Genomic DNA, 18,606 nt, shown 5'->3' on the forward strand with positions numbered 1-18,606 from the left:
AAGCACCGCCAAAGGCGGCACTTCGCTTAATCGCATCTTAATAGATGGAGAATGGGAAGTACTTAGCGTTGATCTTTTCGTAAGTACCATCGGCTAAGATCTCAGCCAAAGCCGCGTTGAACTTGTCTTTCAAGTCATCGCCTTTACGAACAGCAATGCCGATTTCATCTTCTTTCTTGAAGGAGTCACCTTTGAACTCGAACTTGCCGCCGTTACCAGAGGTTTTCAACCAATCGTAAGTAGGTAGCTCATCAGAAAGCACGATGTCCAAACGACCTGACACTAGATCAAGGTAAACACTGTCTTGAGTATCGTAGAACTTAAGAGTGGATTTACCTGTGTAGTTATCTTCCAAGTACTGTGCAGCAAGGGTAGCACGCTGTGCACCGATCACTTTGCCATCTAGGTTTTCTAGGTCAAAGCTTTTACCCTTTGGCGCAAGAAAACGTAGGCCGCCAGAGTAATACTTATCAGAGAAGTCTACCTGCTTTAGGCGCTCTTCAGTGATAGACATAGAAGCGATGATGGCATCGAATTTACGCACTTTAAGACCTGGGATTAAACCATCCCAATCCTGAGTCACTACTTGACACTCAACGTCCATTTTTTCACAAAGCGCCCAAGCGATGTCTACGTCAAAGCCTTGTGGCTTACCGTTGTCATCGATGTAGTTGAATGGTGCCCATGCACCCTCTGTTGCAATTTTAATGCTATCAGCCGCTTGAGCAGAGAAAGACGATACGGCTGCGCTAAGTAGAACTGCTGACCCTAAGGCAATTTTCTTCAATTTCATTCTTGGACCCTTTTGTAAGATTGATAGTTTTTATATTACTTGCGATCTTGCAGAGATAACCTCTGTCGTGCCGCAAGCACAACGCGACGCAGTTAAAATACCGATGATATAAAGGCTTTACAGCGCTCGGAATCTGGCGAACCAAAAACCTTGTCTGGCGTACCTTTTTCCTCCACCAAACCTTGGTGCAGGAATACCACTTCACTGGATACTTCTCGTGCGAAATTCATTTCATGAGTCACGATCAACATGGTGCGGCCTTCATCCGCCAAACCACGCATCACCCCCAACACCTCCCCAACTAACTCAGGGTCAAGTGCCGACGTTGGCTCATCAAATAATAAGACCTGTGGATCCATGGCTAACGTACGCGCAATCGCCACACGCTGCTGCCCACCGGAAAGTTGGTTCGGATACATATGCTTTTTATCTGCAATACCCACCTTGTTTAGTAGATACTCTGCGTACTCCAACACCTCTTGTTTAGGGCGCTTTAGTACATGCAGAGGACCTTCCATGACATTCTGAAGAATCGTCATGTGTGGCCACAGATTAAAGCTCTGAAACACGAAGCCAATTTTTTGACGCATACGCGTCAGTTGCTTCATATCGGATGCGTATAAATCACACTCACCGGGCTTCAAATTTAACGCTTCACCGTTAAATAAAATTTCGCCTCGGGTCGGATTCTCAAGCAGATTGATACAACGTAGGAATGTACTCTTCCCCGAGCCACTCGAGCCAAGGATAGAAATGACATCCCCGTCTCTCGCCTCTAAGGAGATCCCCTTTAATACTTCATGATCCCCAAAGGTTTTATGAATATCCCTTAGTTCTAAAGCAGGGCCTTTTGACATGTATTATTACCTTCATTTTGGTGACTCTGTCAGCGTCAAGGATAGGCTCAATAAAGCTCAGAGCTTACGCTTTCGTTTCTCAAGGTTCAGGTAGAACGATTCAAAAATCACGCCAACCACAATCCTCTATATTGTAAAACTATTTTCGCCAAAGTTGTCTCTTTTTCTTATCCAAACGGACAGGATCAACGGATTTTTTCGCTAACGCCTTACGCTCATCCCTAGGAGTCACATCGAAAAAGCCCTTATAAGTGGTACTAAAATGGGGTGCTGAGGTAAAACCACACTCTTGCCCCACCTCCAAAATCGATTTATCCGTCTGAGTAATCAGTTGCTTGGCATGATTTAAACGCAATTCCAAATAATAGCGCGATGGCACCGTATTCAAATTTTGCTTAAACAATCTTTCCAAATGGCGACGGGACACGCCCACATGGAAAGCAATGTCATCCGAAGAAAGTGGCTCTCGGATATTCGCTTCCATAAGCTGTACCGCCTCAACCAACTTAGGTTGTCCTGTTCCAATGCGAGCCTGCAACGGAATCCGCTGGGGGTCTTCATTTGTACGAATACGCTCACACACAAACTGCTCAGAGATGTTGCTCGCCAAGGACATACCGTGTTGTTTGCCAATCAAAAACAACATCATATCCATAGCTGCACTGCCTCCACTGCAGGTATATCGATCCCGATCTACTTCAAACAAATGATTAGACACAATCACTTGCGGAAATGCGTCACGCAGATTGGAAATATTCCACCAATGGATCGTTGCCCTGTAGCCATCTAACAAACCCGCTCGGGCCAACACATGACTTCCCGTACAGATGCCGCCTAGCTCAATGCCTCTTTTTGAGCAAGATGTCAGCCAAGCGTCTAAACTGGAATCATCAACTTGCGCAACCGGTGATGCACCACAAATAAAAATACCGTCTAAATCAGATGGCGCTTCGTGAGTGAGGTAATCAGTCATGGTAACAACGCCAGAATTCGAAAGTACTTCTTTCGTTTTTTGTCCGATCGTGCAAAAACGATATAACTCCTTGCCTGTGACCCAATTGGCCATATGTAAAGTTTCTATTGCGGAAGAAAATCCCAGCATAGAAAACTGTGGCATGAGTAAAAAACCATACTTTTGTGCTTTTTTGCTCGCTTGCATGATTTCACGTGATGCAAATTCCGACTTGTACAATTTATTATCCTGCGATAAGCCCATTAAAAAGAGGTTTATATCGTTTAGAATGAATAACAGAGGCTTTTAAGAGTGACATCAAGCTTTTTTTTAGGCGATGGACGCCTACCTAAAATGAAATGTCGCTATTTGAAAAGTATCTATCTATTCATCACCTATAGTTTTCATAATAATCGATTACACGGTGTTGGGTAGCTTTTTCTTACAACAATAACGATAACTCCAATAAGCACCATTCACTCATGAGGATGAGTAAACATGACGAATACAAAAAAAAGTGAATTGATTGCCCGGATTGAAGCAGAAATAAAGGGGAACTTTAGCCCTGCTGATTCACAAGGCCCGATTAAGCTGACAAACCAATATTTTGAAGACCTGCTGCTCGAGGACATGGAGCAGGATTCGATTGATAACCTATACGGCACAATCATTTGCCTATGGGACTTCGTACAACAGCGCTCGCCGAAAACACCTAAAGTGCGCGTCTACAATCCAAACTACGAAGAACACAGCTGGCAGTCCACCCACACGGTTATCGAAATTCTAACCGACGACATGCCGTTTTTAGTATCTTCTTTCAATATGGCATTGGTTCGTCTTGGCCATACCATTCACTTTACTGCGCATCCTATTGTTAATGTTGAGCGCAGTGCAAAAGGCGAACTAAAAGCCATCGGCTCTCAATCAGCCAAATCAAACACTGAGGCTTTGATTCGCTTCGAGATCGACCGTATTTCCGATTTATCCAAAATGGATGCCATCAAGGACGCCTTGATCGACACCATGGGTGATGTAAAACACTGTGTCGAAGACTGGCCAACCATGAAGGCACGTCTTGCTGATATTATTAAAGACTCAGAAAGTGTTGCTCACCTTAAAGACGATGAGACTCATGCAGAGAACTTAGCTTTCTTGCGCTGGGTTGAGAGTGATCACTTCACTTTTGTAGGCTTCCGTGCCTATGACCTTGTACAAGAAAATGGCGAGACCCACCTGAAGTTCCAAGAAGACTCAGGCTTAGGTACTTTCCGTAAAACCAAGAAATCCAAATATGACATCGTGTTAAACGAGCGCTTGTCGGCCCTAGCCTACGATCGTGACAATGCACTGGTGTTGACCAAGTCCACCGCCATTTCGACGGTTCACCGCCCTGTTCATCTAGATTACTTAGGCGTTAAACGCTTCGATAAAAAAGGCAATGTGATTGGTGAATGGCGCTTCTTCGGCCTTTACTCATCCGCGGCCTACGTAGCACGCCTACAAGACATCCCACTACTGCGTAAAAAACTCGCGGTGATTATAGATCGTGCAAACGTGGACCCTTACGGCCATAAAGGCAAAACACTTAAGCATATTCTTAACAGCTACCCTCGTGACGAAATGCTTCAAGCGCCAGTGGATGAATTGTTCCACGCCATTGAAGGCATCCTAGCCATTCAAGAGCGTCGTCAATTACGTGTCTTCTTACGCAAAGACATTTACGGTCGCTTCCTTAACGCCTTGGTCTATGTGCCTCGTGATCGTTACAACACAGAATTGCGTATTCGCATGCAGGACATCCTTATGTCCGCGTGTAATGGCACCAGCTCTGAATTTAACGTGCAGTTCTCCCAGCAGGTACTGGCTCGAGTAAACTTCACCATTCAAATCGCTGACCCAGAAAACAGCCCCGCACCGGACGTTGATGACATCCAACGTAAGATGCAGGACGCCATGTTGTCTTGGGACGACAAACTACTGAGCGCGTTACACACCAGCCAAGGTGAGGAAAACGGCAACAAGCTGTACACTGAATACGCTCCGTACTTACCAGCAGCCTACCGAGAGGACTTCTCACCGAACTCAGCTGTTTTAGACATTGAGCGTTTGAATGATTTGGTTGGCGAAGGCGACATTTCAACGCACCTTTACCGCCAAGTAGGTCAATCTAAAAACCATTACTTCTTCAAGGTATACGGCGCAGGTACCACCCTAGTGTTATCTGACGTGCTGCCAATCCTTGAGTGCATGGGGCTGCGTGTGCTTGAAGCTCGTCCATACGAGCTAGACCAAAACGGTGACGGCACCGCAAATACTTGGGTCGTAGAGTTTGCAATCAGTGTTAACCCAAGCGTAAACCTTGAGAAGAAAGCGTACCGCGAAGACTTCCAAGATGCCTTCAACCAAGTATTCCGCCGTCGTGTGGAAAACGACCGTTTTAACGCCTTGGTGTTGGACGCATCTCTGACTTGGCGTCAAGTAACCATGTTGCGAGCGATCACTAAGTACTTGGTGCAATTACAAGTACCCTTCTCCTTGCAATACATGCAACAAACCCTTGAGAAAAACGCTCCGATTGCTCGTCTATTAGTACAATTGTTTGAGCAACGCTTCGACCCTGCTCAAGAGGCCAAACGTGACGAGAAAGTTGAAAAACTGCTAGAGAAAATCAACGCTGCGTTCGATCAAGTAGCCAATCTAGACGAAGATCGTATCTTGAAACATTACTTGTCTGTGATTCAGGCAATGCTTCGTACTAACTTCTATCAGGCATCTGAAGAAGGTAGCGAAAAAGACTACGTATCGTTCAAATTGGACCCAACCCAAATCCCAGCCGTACCACTACCTCGTCCGAAATTCGAAATCTTCGTTTACGCGCCATGGGTAGAAGGCGTTCACATGCGCGGTGGCAAGGTTGCCCGTGGTGGATTGCGCTGGTCAGACCGTATGGAAGACTTCCGTACCGAAGTCTTGGGGCTTGTGAAAGCTCAGATGGTTAAGAATGCCGTCATCGTACCAGCCGGTGCGAAAGGTGGTTTCGTAGCAAAACAACTGAAGAAAAACGCATCCCGTGAAGAGGTGCAAGCGGAAGTGGTACGTTGTTACACCACCTTCATTTCTGGTTTGCTAGACATTACGGACAACCTAAAACAAAGCGAGCTGATTCCACCACAGTCAGTGCTTCGTTATGACGAAGACGACCCATACTTGGTTGTTGCTGCAGACAAAGGCACCGCAACTTTCTCTGACTTAGCAAACAGTATTTCTGAAAAATACGGTTTCTGGCTAGGAGATGCCTTTGCATCAGGTGGTTCGAACGGTTACGACCATAAGAAAATGGGCATTACCGCCCGTGGTGCTTGGGAATCTGTAAAACGCCAATTCAAAGAAATCGGCGTGGACTGTCAAACCACAGACTTTACCGCTGTGGGTATCGGTGACATGGCCGGTGACGTATTTGGTAACGGCATGCTGTTATCCAAACACATTCGCCTAGTGGCGGCCTTTAACCACATGCACATCTTTATTGACCCGACCCCAGATGCAGCATCGTCCTTTGAAGAACGTCAGCGTCTGTTTGATCTACCTCGTTCGTCTTGGGAAGATTACAACAAAGAGCTGATCTCTAAAGGCGGCGGCATCTTCAGCCGTACCAGCAAGTCTATTCCAATCAATGCTGATATCCGTAAGGCTTTAGGCATTGAAGGCAACGCCAAATCTATGGCACCAACGGAGCTGATCTCTCACATTTTGAAAGCACCGGTAGACCTGCTTTGGAACGGTGGTATTGGTACTTATGCCAAAGCAGAGTCCGAGTCCCATGCAGACGTTGGTGACAGCGGCAACAACGCCTTACGCGTCAATGGCAACGAGCTACGCTGCAAGATCATTGGTGAAGGGGGTAACCTTGGCTTCACTCAAAAAGGTCGTATTGAGTTCGCTCAAAACGGCGGCCTAGTGAGCACAGATGCCATCGATAACTCCGCTGGTGTGGACAGCTCCGACCATGAAGTAAACATCAAAATCCTGCTGAACCGTATTGTCGAAAACGGCGACATGACAGAAAAGCAGCGTAACAAGCTGTTGGCAGAAATGACCGATGAAGTGGGCGACCTAGTCTTACGCCACAACACTGGCCAGAGCCATGTCTTGTCTCTCGCAAACTCCCAGGCTCCTGAGCGTCTTGCAGACCATTGGCGTTTGATCTTGTCTCTGGTACGTGAAGGCCGTTTGAACCGTGAAATCGAGTTCTTACCATCGGATGCGCAAATCAAAAAACGCATGAACAAAGGCCAAGGTCTGACCCGCCCAGAGATTTCCGTGTTGCTGGCTTACTCCAAAATCAAGTTGTTTGAGCAACTGGTAGAAGACGGCATTGGCGAAGACGCGGACTTGATCGAGCAGATCAAAGACTACTTCCCTAAACCTTTGGTTAAGCGCTTCTCTGGTCAGATGGTAGAACACCAACTGGTACAAGAAATCGTTGCAGCGCACCTAACGAACAACGTGGGCAACCGCATGGGCCCAACTTTCAGTACTTATGTACAGGAAGAAACCAGCGCATCAGCGTTGAACGTGGTACGTGCCTACATGGCAGCAGAGCAGATCTTTAATGTTTCAGGGCTATGGGACGCTATCAACAGCTTAGATTTCACCGTTGAAAACGCGGTACTAAACAAGCTCTTGATTCGCATCCAAAGCATGCTAGAGCGAGCTACCCTATGGTTGCTTCGTAATACCCGTGAAACCTTGTCTATTCAACGTTTGACGGACACCTACAAGCCAGGTGTTGAGATCATCCGCAATAACCTAGACGCTATTTTAACGGAGCCTAGCAAAGAACATTTGGTCGCCATCAGTGAGAAGCTACAAGCACAAGGCATCCCTACTGAGGTGGCGAGTAACCTTTGCGCCTTGAACTACTTGTTCTACGGCTTAGATATTATCCGCGTTGCGGCTAACACCGAGAAAGAAGTACTCGATGCGGCACAAACCTATTTCGCTCTTGAAATGGATCTAGGCTTACATTGGTTGCGCCAAAGCGTTAACGAATTACCAGCCGATGATATGTGGGAGCGTCGTGCAAAAGCTGGCCTAGGCGACGAAGTAGACAATGCACTACGAACCATCACTCAAGAGGTGATTCAATCGGGTGCAGACATCAATGACGTCGAAAGTAGATTGGCTAATTGGCAGGATCTCAACAGCGATAACATCAAGCATTACCATGCAACCTTCGGAGAAATTAAATCCGAAACAGAGTTATCGATTTCGATGGTGACCGTTGCTATTCGAGAGTTGAGAAATCTGATATAAACCCCAGAGCGGCCCATCTGGGGCCGCTCGACTTTAAGAGGTAAAGAAAGTGACTGAACAAGTAACGAGAGCAACATTTGATGAAGTAATGTTTCCAAACTATGCACCTGCGGCCATTATCCCTGTGCGTGGTGAGGGCTCTCGCTTGTGGGATCAGGAAGGTAAAGAGTACATCGACTTTGCGGGCGGCATCGCCGTCACTGCACTGGGGCACTCGCACCCAACTTTGGTTGACACAATGCGTGAGCAAGCTGGAAAACTTTGGCATCTATCAAACGTAATGACCAATGAGCCAGCGCTTCGACTAGCAAAAAAACTGACAGAAAAGACCTTCGCGGATCGCGTGTTCTTTGCAAACAGTGGCGCCGAGGCAAACGAAGCTGCATTCAAATTAGTACGACGTTACGCGTTCGATCACTACGGTCCAGAAAAGCATGAGATTATCGCGTTTAATCAATCTTTCCATGGCCGTACCTTGTTCACGGTTTCTGTCGGCGGACAAGCGAAATACAAAGAAGGCTTTGAACCAACACCTGGTGGTATCAAGCACTGTGCTTATAACGATATTGAAGGCCTTAAAGCCCTAATGTCTGACAAGACCTGTGCGGTAGTGATGGAACCCATCCAAGGTGAAGGCGGTATCATCCCGGCAGACAAAGAGTTCGCCAAACAAGTACGTGAGTTGTGTGATCAATTCAATGCTTTGCTTGTGTACGATGAAGTCCAGTCTGGTGTTGGCCGTACGGGCACCTTGTACGCTTACGAACAAGTGGGCGTAACACCTGACATTTTGACCACAGCAAAAGCACTGGGTAATGGCTTCCCTGTGGGCGCTATGATCGCCACAGAAGACGTGGCAAAGAGCTTTGCATTTGGCACCCATGGTAGCACCTACGGTGGCAACCCAATGGCTGCTGCCATTGCTGAAGCTGTGATCGATATCGTCGACACACCAGAAGTTCTGGATGGCGTAAAAGCTCGTCACCAGATGTTCGTCGATGAACTCAATGCCATTAACGCGAAATACGACGTCTTCAAAGACATTCGTGGTATGGGCTTATTGATCGGTGCTGAAGTGAAAGATGAGCTTGCGGGTCACGCAAAAGACTTTTTGGCCAATGCAGCAAGTGAAGGTTTGCTTTGCCTAGTTGCCGGTCCAAACGTTGTGCGTTTCACACCCTCTTTGATCATCCCTGAAGCTGACGTCAAAGAAGGTTTGGCTCGTTTTGAACGAGCGGTTGCCAAAACCGTGGCTGCACAAAAAAGCGCCTAAATCTCTGATCTAACCACAAAGCCGCGACAGCCCTGCTGATCGCGGCTTTTTTTTGGGTCTCACCCCTACATCCTTCAGTGTTATCCATATATTTTCGGAATCCTTTGCTTTGTTTCGTTGTCCAAGGCGGCGTGCTGGTTTAAGCTCTATTGTCAGTAATGCTCCAGCCAAATCAATTACTTAAAAACCCTCACTCACCTACTGAAAAATAGAGAGATAAACTGTGTTTTTATCCTTTTTTCCAAAACCTAAACTGTTCTTTTTAACCTTTGTGCTCTGGGCGCTCGCCACCGTCATTGCTTGGTACGCCATCGGTGACGACTTGGGACAAACCCTAAGCCTTGGACAATTATTTGGTATCGACTTCCCTGCTGTCCTAGGGGAAGGTGCCGATGCTGCGGCCCAAACGGCTTATCAAGACGCATACAGTTTCGCCAGTGATGTCTGGCTGTACCAATACATGTTCGTTTGCTATGCCTTATTTGTTGCCGGCTGGATGCTTTACGGTGGACAAAAATGGGCCAAATGGTCGGTCTTGGGCTCCGCATTGATCGTGTTTATCACCTGGTTTCAGGTACAAGTCAGCGTCATGATCAACGAATGGTATGGTAGTTTTTACGACCTCATTCAAAAGGCCCTCACGGCTCCTAACACCATCACCTTGTCAGAGTTTTATGGCCAGCTTCTCACCTTTGCCACCATTGCTTTGGTAGCCATTACCGTTGCCGTATTCAACCATTTTTTTGTCAGCCATTACGTCTTCCGCTGGCGTACAGCAATGAACAATTACTACACCAACATTTGGCCTCAAGTACGCCATATTGAAGGTGCCTCTCAGCGTATTCAAGAAGACACCATGCGCTTTGCCAGCATCATGGAAAGCCTTGGCGTTCGCTTCTTAAATGCCATCATGACGCTCTTAGCGTTCTTACCGGTATTGTGGGGCTTATCTGGCTATGTGACCGAGCTGCCTTTGATTGGTGAAGTTTCCCAGGCATTGGTATTCGTCGCCATTCTTTGGTCTATCGTAGGTACTGTGTTGCTGGCCGTCGCAGGTATCAAGCTACCCGGTCTTGAGTTTAAAAATCAGAAGGTCGAAGCCGCTTACCGAAAAGAGTTGGTTTACGGGGAAGACTATGAAGATCGCGCTGAACCAGTAAAACTGGTGGAGCTGTTTGATAATGTTCGTAAAAACTACTTCCGCTTGTACTTCCACTACCTGTATTTCAACGTGGTACGTTACGGCTACTTGCAAGCGGGGGTTCTAGTGCCCCTTATCGCATTGGGCCCTTACATCGTGGCTGGAGCGTTCACTTTAGGTGTGATGCAACGTATCTCTAACGCTTTCAACCAAGTGGAGAACTCGTTTCAGTTCTTGGTCAATTCATGGACCACCATCGTAGAGTTGCTCTCTATTTATAAACGTCTTAAAGCTTTTGAGGCCGCTATCGGCAATGCTTCTCTACCGAAAGAAGATCTAAACGAAGCACAATAAGCCCCACGATACAAAAGCAAAGTACTCGGGAATTTTGGCAAAATTCTCAACGAGATCTCCGAGTGCTTTGTTTTTTCCGACTCAAGCCAATGCTATGATTGTCACATCAATTATTTGCCCGCTGCCCCTTACAACGTCACGCAGCAGGACTGGAGACCACACATGAAAAAAGTATTTATCGACGGCGAAACTGGTACAACGGGTTTACAAGTACGTGAGCGCCTTGTTAACCACACAGGCATTGAGATTATCAGCATTGATCCAGCTAAAAAGCGCGATGTTGAAGAAAAGCGCCGCCTTATGAAAGAAGCCGACGTGACAGTACTGTGCCTGCCCGATGATGCAGCGGTTGACAGTGTTGCCCTAGCAAAACAAGAAGGTTGCCGTATTTTGGATGCCAGCTCAGTACACCGTGTGGCCGAAGGCTGGGTCTATGGCCTAGCTGAGCTTGACCCTAGCCAACGTGGTGCGATCAAGGATGCACAGTTTGTCTCTAACCCAGGCTGCTATCCAACGGGCATTATCCTGCTGTTGAAACCTTTGGTAGAGCAAGGCCTGTTATCGGCAGACGATCACTATGCGGTGAATGCCATCTCCGGCTACACAGGTGGCGGCAACAAGCTTATTGACCAGTACGAAAGTAACGCCAATGCGCCGACCTACGCCACTTATGGCCTGAACTTTAAGCACAAGCACTTACCAGAAATTGAAAAATGGTCAGGTCTAGCGCGCACGCCTATCTTCATTCCAAGCGTGGGTAACTTTGCCCAAGGCATGCTGATTTCTATCCCTGTCACCTTGGCCAATGGTAATGCAGAAGCCCTTCATGCTGCATTAACGGCCACTTACGCTGGCGAAGAGTTCGTGACCGTTCATCCATTTAACGAAGTGAACGATCCAAATGCCCCTTTCCTAACACCGCACGGTTTGGAAAATACTAACCAAGTGGAGCTGGCGGTATTTGCCTCTGAAGATGGCAAATCTGCGGTACTGTCCGCCAAACTAGACAACCTAGGTAAAGGTGCTTCCGGCGCTGCCGTTCAAAACCTAAACCTAATGTTAGGCTTCGACGAACACCTAGCCGTCGTACTTTAATCCCGTTAAGGGATACAAAAAGCCCGCCAAGAGACATCTTGGCGGGCTTTTTGTTGCTGTCAGTTTCCGCTAAATCATGGTCTATCTATGGCGATTCGCTTAGCTTTGATAGCATTTTTACGCACACCAATATCTGGTGCAATGCTAAACAGATCGCCATTTAACCCCGTTAATTGGCGGGGAACATGGGTGGCTTTAGCCATCTCAGCATTGGCAGCCATGTGTTCAGGTTCCCCGTGAGTCGGTATCGCCACTTGTGGGCGTACCCAGTCATACATCTGCCCCAATTCATCTCGGTAAGGGTGCCCACTCACATGAATTGGCTGCTCTGTATCATGGGTTTGCAAAGTCCTAATGCCTTGGGCTTTAAATGCCGTGACCAGGCGCTCAATGGCCATTTCGTTACCCGGTATGGTCATGGCGCTGAAAAGTACCAAATCTCCTTTATCCAAAGACAAATCAAAGCAGTTGTCTCTGGCCAATCGGTTTAGCATGGCTCTCGGTTCACCTTGGCTTCCGGTAGCAACGGCGATTACTTCTCCTCGAGGTAAGTAGCCTAAATGAGCGCTCTCCATCACCGGCAAGCCTTCGGGCCAGTAACCAGCCACTCGGGCGGCGCTCACCATATTTTGTAAGGATCGTCCAATAAAGGCCACATAACGTCCTGTCTCTTTTGCCACCCGGGCAATGGACACTAATCTGGCGATATTACTGCTGAAGCAGCCCACCACCACTCGTCCAGTCTCATGTCGAATCGTTTCTAACAAGGCATCATAACAAGCCTGCTCCGACACCGAATGCCCATCACGTAACGCATTGGTAGAGTCACATACCATGGCGCTGATGTTACGGCGACGCAACGTTGATAGGGTTGTAGGCGTAAAACGATTGCCAATCACAGGCGTATGGTCAATTTTCCAATCACCCGTATGAAAGACCTTACCTACTGGGGTTTCGATGGTTAACGCACTGGGCTCAGGGATGGAGTGGGTTAATGTGATCCATTGCAATTGAAAAGGCCCCACTCTAAATTGCGAATCCATGGGGAGTTCATGGATCTCTACCCGTTCTAGTAATCCCACTTGGGCAAGTTTGCGACGCAAGATCTCAGCAGTAAATGGGGTAGCATAAACAGGGGCTTGAAGCCGCTTCCATAAGAAAGGTAAAGCCCCAATATGATCTTCGTGGGCATGGGTAATAACAATCCCCGCCAATCGATGGCGTTGTGTGGCGATAAAAGAAGGATCTGCACTGACAAGCTCATAGGTGGTATGGCTGTCTGGGGTAAGAGGCTCGTTGAATGACACCCCACAATCCACCATTAACCACTGTCCGTCATGACCATAAAGATTCATATTCATACCTATTTCTCCGGTTCCACCCAAGGGCAAAAACCACAGGTCATTTTGTGACGGAATCAACTGCTCCACAAATCTCTCCTCTTCGTTTCAGGGTCACCATTCTACGGGATTAAAAATGATTCAAATTCATAGTTACTATGCTTTGATATAACTCCTACTCATGTTAAATTTCTATTTACTCAATGCGTGCTCATTTTCTGATCTAAAGCACTCTTTCTATTTTAGCCAAAAAGGAACATCCAATGCTCGGCATCACCGTTTGGGGTTTGGCTCTTGGGCAAGCACTGCTCGTAACAGGGAACATCTTACTTGTATCTGTGACAGCGCTTATTGGTCAAAGTTTGGCCCCGACTTTTGCCATGGCCACTTTACCTGTCGCACTACAGTTTTTAGGTTTAATGGGCGTCACCCTACCGGCGGCCCTATTCATGGCATGGCTGGGCCGAAAAAAGGGCTTTCTAGCGGGTAATATTATCGGTGTCAGTGGTGCGCTAATGGCGTATATGGGGGTGGAACAAGGCAATTTCATGTTGTTTTGCTGTGCGACCTTCTTACTTGGTATGGCCATAGGGATCGGTCAGCAGTATCGATTCGCTGCCACTGAGAACGCCCCTAAAGCGAAAGCCCCTCAAGCCATCAGCTTAATTATGGGAGCGGGTGTAGTGGCTGCAGTTTTGGGCCCCAATATGGCTATTTGGTTTGAAAACTGGTCAGAAGAAACTCGTTACCTGGGCGCATTTGCCGCTTTGATCGTGTTATACGCGTTCAATACTGTGCTGGTGGCCTGCTTACCCCTTAACCCTCCTACCAAAGCCGAATTAGAAGGCACGCCACGACCTTATATGGCACTATTACGTCAACCTTCATTAATGAGCGCCATTGTGGCGGGTTCAATCGGTTATGGGGTTATGGTATTGGTCATGACGGCCACCCCTCTTGCGATGCAGGCCTGCGGTTTTGACTTTGGCAGCACCGCCACCGTGATTCAATGGCACGTTTTAGGAATGTTTTTACCTTCCTTTATTACTGGACGTTTGATCGTGCGCTACGGCGCTTACAGCATTATTCAATTAGGCTGCATACTGTTATTGGGCTGTGTCCTACTGAACCAACTAGGAGAGACCTATTGGCATTTCTTTAGCGCATTAGTGTTGCTTGGAGTGGGATGGAACTTTACCTTTATCGGTGCCACAACCTTATTAACTAAGACCTACCGCCCAGAAGACAAAGCACGAGTCCAAGGCCTAAACGACCTGATCGTGTTCAGCTGCGCAGCCACTGCAAGCATTCTGGCAGGCTATTGGCAGTCGATCTTTGGCTGGGAAGTATTGAACTTGCTGATGATCCCTGCAATCTTTTTCGCCATGTTTACTTTAATGTCCAGTCGCAAGCGTGCTGTGATCGTGGTTGAAAAGACTCCCCCTCTTGCCTAGTTTCAAAGATATTTGACTCTGTCGCAAAATCCCCGACAATGAAGTCCAACATTCATATAATTGTTAGGACTTCATTTATGGGTATTTTCTCAAGCCTATCGAAAATCTTTTCTGGCTCCCCTAGCTCTGCTTCTACGCCTGCAGCAGATCCCATTGAATACAATGGCTTCACCATACTGCCAACACCGCAGTCAGACCAAGGCCAATACCGAGTATGTGCTCAAATCACCAAAGGAGCGGGAGAGGATGTCAAAACACATCACTTTATCCGCTCTGACTTAGTGGCTAACAAAGACGAATGTGTCGAACTTACCATTCGTAAAGCGAAATTAACCATCGACCAGATGGGCGATCAAATCTTCTAAGTCTGAAGGAAATAAAACTGCCCATGCTTCAATGGCAACTTGAGCACTCCAGAGACGATCATTTAGGGCCTTTATTTGTCGCCCATACCTATCGCTTTAAAGGGCCTGCTACGTCCGTAGTAACAACTCTGATTGAGCATTTGAAAAATCCTGACAGCCATCAAGCCATACTGTATTTGCATGGTTACACGGATTATTTTTTTCAGCATGATTTGGCGGAGCATGTGGCAGCACAAGGCAAGCGTTTCTTTGCTTTGGATTTACAAGGGTACGGGCGCTCTATCCGCCCAAACACGCCTCCTAATTGGTGTGAGAGCATGGAGCAATACCACGATGACATCACCATAGCGTTGGCAGAAATGGCCAATAAGGGCGTCTCTGAAGTGGTCATCATGGCACACTCTACCGGCGGCTTGATTGCCTCAAGTTTCTTAGCAAAAGAATTCGACATGACTCAAGAGCGCAATTTACCCTTCCCTGCGATCAAGGGGCTCATCTTAAACAGCCCATTTTTGGCCCTGCCTTTTCCACCCAAAGTATTAAAACGACTGAGCTGGCCCATTTGGCTAGCAGTCTCGCTGCTGCCGTTTCATTCATTGCGCGCTCAAAAAATCAGCACCTATGCCAAAACATTACACCGCTCTTTTGCGGGTGAATGGGACTATCGTTTGGATTGGAAACCAGCTCAAGGGTTCCCCCTATCCTTCCATTGGCTAAAGCAAATCATCCTCGCGCAAAGGAACCTTCATAAACAACAGATCGAAACCCCAACCTTATTGTGTCATTCTGCGTGCAGCACCCTTAAATCTGAGGACCTTGACTACACACGTCAAGGTGACGGAGTGCTGGATGTAGAAAGCATGAAGCAAGCGGCACAATCCACCTTTGCCAACTTGCAGTTACGCAGTATCAAAGGCGGATTTCATGACCTTTTCTTATCGCCTAAAAACGTTCGCGATGACTATCTTGAGCAGCTAGATCATTGGCTGATAAACAGGGCGTTTAAAGATTAGCTGCCCTGTCCTGCCATGATTTTGTCCAGTAACCGAGTAGGCAACAAGCGCTTCATAATGCCCGCTGCATAAGTGGGCCAGGTAACGTAATAACGGGGCTTGGGGGAGCTGGATTCCAGAGCATGCAGCAACTTATCAACCACAGCACTGGCGGGCAGTGTCCCTTTACCTGCTGGCCCTTCTTTACTCAAACGCTCAATCGCCTCTTGATAACCTTGCTGATGTCGACTGGCCATCATATCAATATTGGCTTGCAATGCTTTCAATGCATTGGCTCTGAAACGACTGGTAATGGGGCCGGGCTCAATCAAAGACACCTGGATAGGCGTATCACGCAGCTCTAAACGCATGGTATCCGTCAGCCCTTCTAAAGCGAATTTACTGGCGTTGTAAGCACCGCGAAACGGGGCCGCCACCAACCCCAACACAGAACTGTTATGCACGATGCGTCCATAACCTTGGGCCAACATGATTTTTACCACCCGCCGAGTGAGGTCATGGGTGCCAAAGAAGTTGATTTCAAATTGCTCCCGCAATACCTCAACCGGAAGATCCTCTACCGCGCCGGGCTGACCATAGGCGCCGTTGTTAAACAGTGCAAACAGCTCCCCTCCGGTAATCTCTAAAGTCTCTGCCAAACCTGTTTCAATGGAAGCAGAGTCGGCAAGATCCAGCTGCACCACATGTTTAAACCCCTCCGCTTTAAGGCGGGCAACGTCTTCTTGCTTACGGCAGCTGGCAATCACCATATAATTCTTTTGTTGCAGCATTCGAGCCGCTTCTAACCCAATACCACTGCTGCACCCTGTAATCAAAACGGAATATTTCATATACGGTTACTTAGCTCCACGTTCATTCCTGTTATCCACACGTTCCATTAACAAACTGAAACACTATTGTCCCAGAAGCTTGATCTATATCAGAACATTTTTCGTCCAGTAGCCATAAGCTCCGCTTATCAAATTAAAGGAGTGCTTATGAAACTTGCAAACGTCCGTGTTAGCACCAAGCTATGGAGTATTATCGGCCTACTGGTTGCGCTACTTGTCGCTTTTGAAGCGACCGCCTACATCAGTCTATACAAGGAACTGCTACAAACGCGAAAGGCGCAAGTTCAAGAGCAAGTCGAAAACGCCTACTCCCTAATTGCCTATTACGAAAGCCAAAGCGATGAATTGGGCGAAGCTGAGGCAAAAGCACAGGCCAGTGCTGCCATAAGTGCATTACGCTATGGCGATAACAACTATTTTTGGATCAACGACTATCAACAAAAGCTGGTCATGCATCCTCTCAAACCCCAGCTTAACGGCAAAGACCTGACCAATGCCACCGATGCGAACGGTCAGTTCCATTGGCAGGCAATGGTGAATGTGGTCAAACAGCAGGGTGAAGGGTTCGTGGAATACGCTTACAAAGGGCCTCAAGTCGATCAGCCAGAAGACAAGGTATCCTTTGTAAAAGGTTTCGAGAAATGGGGATGGATTGTCGGCTCTGGTGTTTTCTACACAGATGTGAAAACGCTATTTTGGGCTGACGTAAAACGCTCAGCGGCCATTGAAACAATATTAGTGTTGCTTGCCCTAGTGATTAGCAGCTTTGTGGTACGCAGCATTGTAAGACCACTGGCTCAAGTGACTCAACACTTAGAAACCATCGCTACCGGAGACATGACCCAATCTCTAACCCTTAATCGACAGGACGAATTAGGCATTTTAGCTAAATCCGCGAATCAAGTGTCCAGCTCGTTGGGACACACATTAAGCCAAGTCGCCCAAGCCATCGATGAGCTGCAAGCCGTCTCCACCCAGATGCATGCCAATACGAGCGAAACGAAAGCCGGTATGGACACTCAATTCCGCGAGGTGGAAAAACTCGCAGCAGCCATGAACGAAATGTCTTATTCGATCCGTGACGTAGCCACCAATGCCAAAAACACAGCCGATGCGACTGTCGTTGTACAAAACGCCACTCGCAGTTCTTCTACGGACCTAAAAGAGACCAATTACAACATCCAGACCCTCACTCACCATGTGGAAGGGGCCAATCAGGTCATTGTTGAGCTACTGTCTCAGACCAAAGAAATCGACTCAGTGCTTGGGGTCATTGGCGATATCTCTGAACAAACCAATTTATTAGCGCTCAATGCCGCTATTGAGGCCGCACGAGCAGGTGAAATGGGGCGCGGGTTTGCTGTGGTGGCCGATGAAGTACGCTCCCTAGCCAGCCGTACCCAAAGTTCCACCGTGGAAATCAAATCCATTATCGAGAAACTGCAAGCGCAATCTGCAGAGGCGTCCGTATCCATGGCAACCAGCACCGAACAAGCAGAACAAGGGGCACTGCGCATGAAAAACGCCGCAGATAACCTTGAACAGATGTTAAGCCAAGTGGACGACGTATCCGACAGATCCACTCAGATTGCCTCTGCCGCGGAGCAACAGGGTCAAGTAGCAGAAGAGATCAACTCAAACTTGCTAGGCATAAAAAATGTCTCTGAGCGCGTACTGCAAGAATCAGAGCAGGTTGCTCAAGGATCAGACATGATTGCCAACATGGCACTATCCCTTAGAAACCAAATTAACCAGTTTCGTTTTGCATAACAAAAAAGCGGGCCTATGATGGGCCCGCTTGTTACATTTGGGAACGTCATATC

13 protein-coding genes are annotated in these 18,606 nt (G+C 47.5%); 8 read left to right on the forward strand and 5 right to left on the reverse strand.

Features of this window, described 5'->3' with window-relative positions:
• Positions 1 to 37 precede the first annotated feature (37 nt).
• The 3 genes from ACZ5DR_RS00775 to ACZ5DR_RS00785 form a co-directional block, all read right to left on the reverse strand.
• A complete protein-coding gene (locus tag ACZ5DR_RS00775; RefSeq protein ID WP_377364853.1) occupies positions 38 to 793 on the reverse strand; it encodes a transporter substrate-binding domain-containing protein in 756 nt (251 codons plus the stop codon).
• A 92-nt stretch (positions 794 to 885) separates the two neighbouring features.
• On the reverse strand, positions 886 to 1,650 hold the full coding sequence (locus ACZ5DR_RS00780; protein ID WP_377364851.1) for an ABC transporter ATP-binding protein: 765 nt from the start codon (positions 1,648 to 1,650) through the stop codon (positions 886 to 888).
• Positions 1,651 to 1,789: 139 nt separating this feature from the next.
• The gene (locus ACZ5DR_RS00785) at positions 1,790 to 2,866 is read right to left on the reverse strand and encodes a GlxA family transcriptional regulator (protein ID WP_464543843.1); all 1,077 of its coding nucleotides are present in this window, start codon (positions 2,864 to 2,866) and stop codon (positions 1,790 to 1,792) included.
• A 234-nt stretch (positions 2,867 to 3,100) separates the two neighbouring features.
• Here ACZ5DR_RS00785 and ACZ5DR_RS00790 point away from each other — a divergent pair, with 234 nt between their 5' ends.
• The 4 genes from ACZ5DR_RS00790 (at position 3,101) to argC (ending at position 11,781) form a co-directional block, all read left to right on the forward strand.
• The gene (locus tag ACZ5DR_RS00790) at positions 3,101 to 7,918 is read left to right on the forward strand and encodes an NAD-glutamate dehydrogenase (protein WP_377364849.1); all 4,818 of its coding nucleotides are present in this window, start codon (positions 3,101 to 3,103) and stop codon (positions 7,916 to 7,918) included.
• Between the two features lie 49 nt (positions 7,919 to 7,967).
• Positions 7,968 to 9,191 carry an aspartate aminotransferase family protein gene (locus ACZ5DR_RS00795; protein WP_377364847.1) on the forward strand — a complete coding sequence of 408 codons (1,224 nt, stop codon included), beginning with the start codon at positions 7,968 to 7,970 and terminating at the stop codon, positions 9,189 to 9,191.
• Between the two features lie 223 nt (positions 9,192 to 9,414).
• On the forward strand, positions 9,415 to 10,686 hold the full coding sequence (gene sbmA, locus ACZ5DR_RS00800) for a peptide antibiotic transporter SbmA (protein ID WP_377364845.1): 1,272 nt from the start codon (positions 9,415 to 9,417) through the stop codon (positions 10,684 to 10,686).
• A 162-nt stretch (positions 10,687 to 10,848) separates the two neighbouring features.
• A complete protein-coding gene (argC, locus tag ACZ5DR_RS00805) occupies positions 10,849 to 11,781 on the forward strand; it encodes an N-acetyl-gamma-glutamyl-phosphate reductase (RefSeq protein WP_377364843.1) in 933 nt (310 codons plus the stop codon).
• A gap of 74 nt (positions 11,782 to 11,855) precedes the next feature.
• On the opposite strand, the gene ACZ5DR_RS00810 is transcribed toward argC, so the two are convergent.
• Complete coding sequence (locus tag ACZ5DR_RS00810) at positions 11,856 to 13,142, reverse strand: ribonuclease J (protein ID WP_377364841.1); 1,287 nt, start codon at positions 13,140 to 13,142, stop codon at positions 11,856 to 11,858.
• Positions 13,143 to 13,384: 242 nt separating this feature from the next.
• Here ACZ5DR_RS00810 and ACZ5DR_RS00815 point away from each other — a divergent pair, with 242 nt between their 5' ends.
• The 3 genes from ACZ5DR_RS00815 (at position 13,385) to ACZ5DR_RS00825 (ending at position 15,953) form a co-directional block, all read left to right on the forward strand.
• Positions 13,385 to 14,575: an MFS transporter gene (locus ACZ5DR_RS00815; protein ID WP_377364840.1), complete on the forward strand. Its 1,191-nt coding sequence runs from the start codon at positions 13,385 to 13,387 to the stop codon at positions 14,573 to 14,575.
• 77 nt (positions 14,576 to 14,652) lie between these two features.
• Entirely contained in the window at positions 14,653 to 14,940 is a 288-nt protein-coding gene (locus ACZ5DR_RS00820; RefSeq protein WP_377364838.1) for an HlyU family transcriptional regulator, read from the forward strand.
• A gap of 23 nt (positions 14,941 to 14,963) precedes the next feature.
• Complete coding sequence (locus tag ACZ5DR_RS00825; RefSeq protein ID WP_377364836.1) at positions 14,964 to 15,953, forward strand: alpha/beta hydrolase; 990 nt, start codon at positions 14,964 to 14,966, stop codon at positions 15,951 to 15,953.
• Here ACZ5DR_RS00825 and ACZ5DR_RS00830 read toward each other — a convergent pair.
• Complete coding sequence (locus ACZ5DR_RS00830) at positions 15,950 to 16,783, reverse strand: SDR family NAD(P)-dependent oxidoreductase (protein ID WP_377364834.1); 834 nt, start codon at positions 16,781 to 16,783, stop codon at positions 15,950 to 15,952. The two genes, ACZ5DR_RS00825 and ACZ5DR_RS00830, sit on opposite strands and share 4 nt — an antisense overlap.
• A 147-nt stretch (positions 16,784 to 16,930) precedes the next feature.
• Here ACZ5DR_RS00830 and ACZ5DR_RS00835 point away from each other — a divergent pair, with 147 nt between their 5' ends.
• Positions 16,931 to 18,553: a methyl-accepting chemotaxis protein gene (locus ACZ5DR_RS00835; protein WP_377364832.1), complete on the forward strand. Its 1,623-nt coding sequence runs from the start codon at positions 16,931 to 16,933 to the stop codon at positions 18,551 to 18,553.
• Positions 18,554 to 18,606 lie beyond the last annotated feature (53 nt).

The sequence above is a fragment of the Marinomonas vaga genome, from assembly GCF_055388305.1.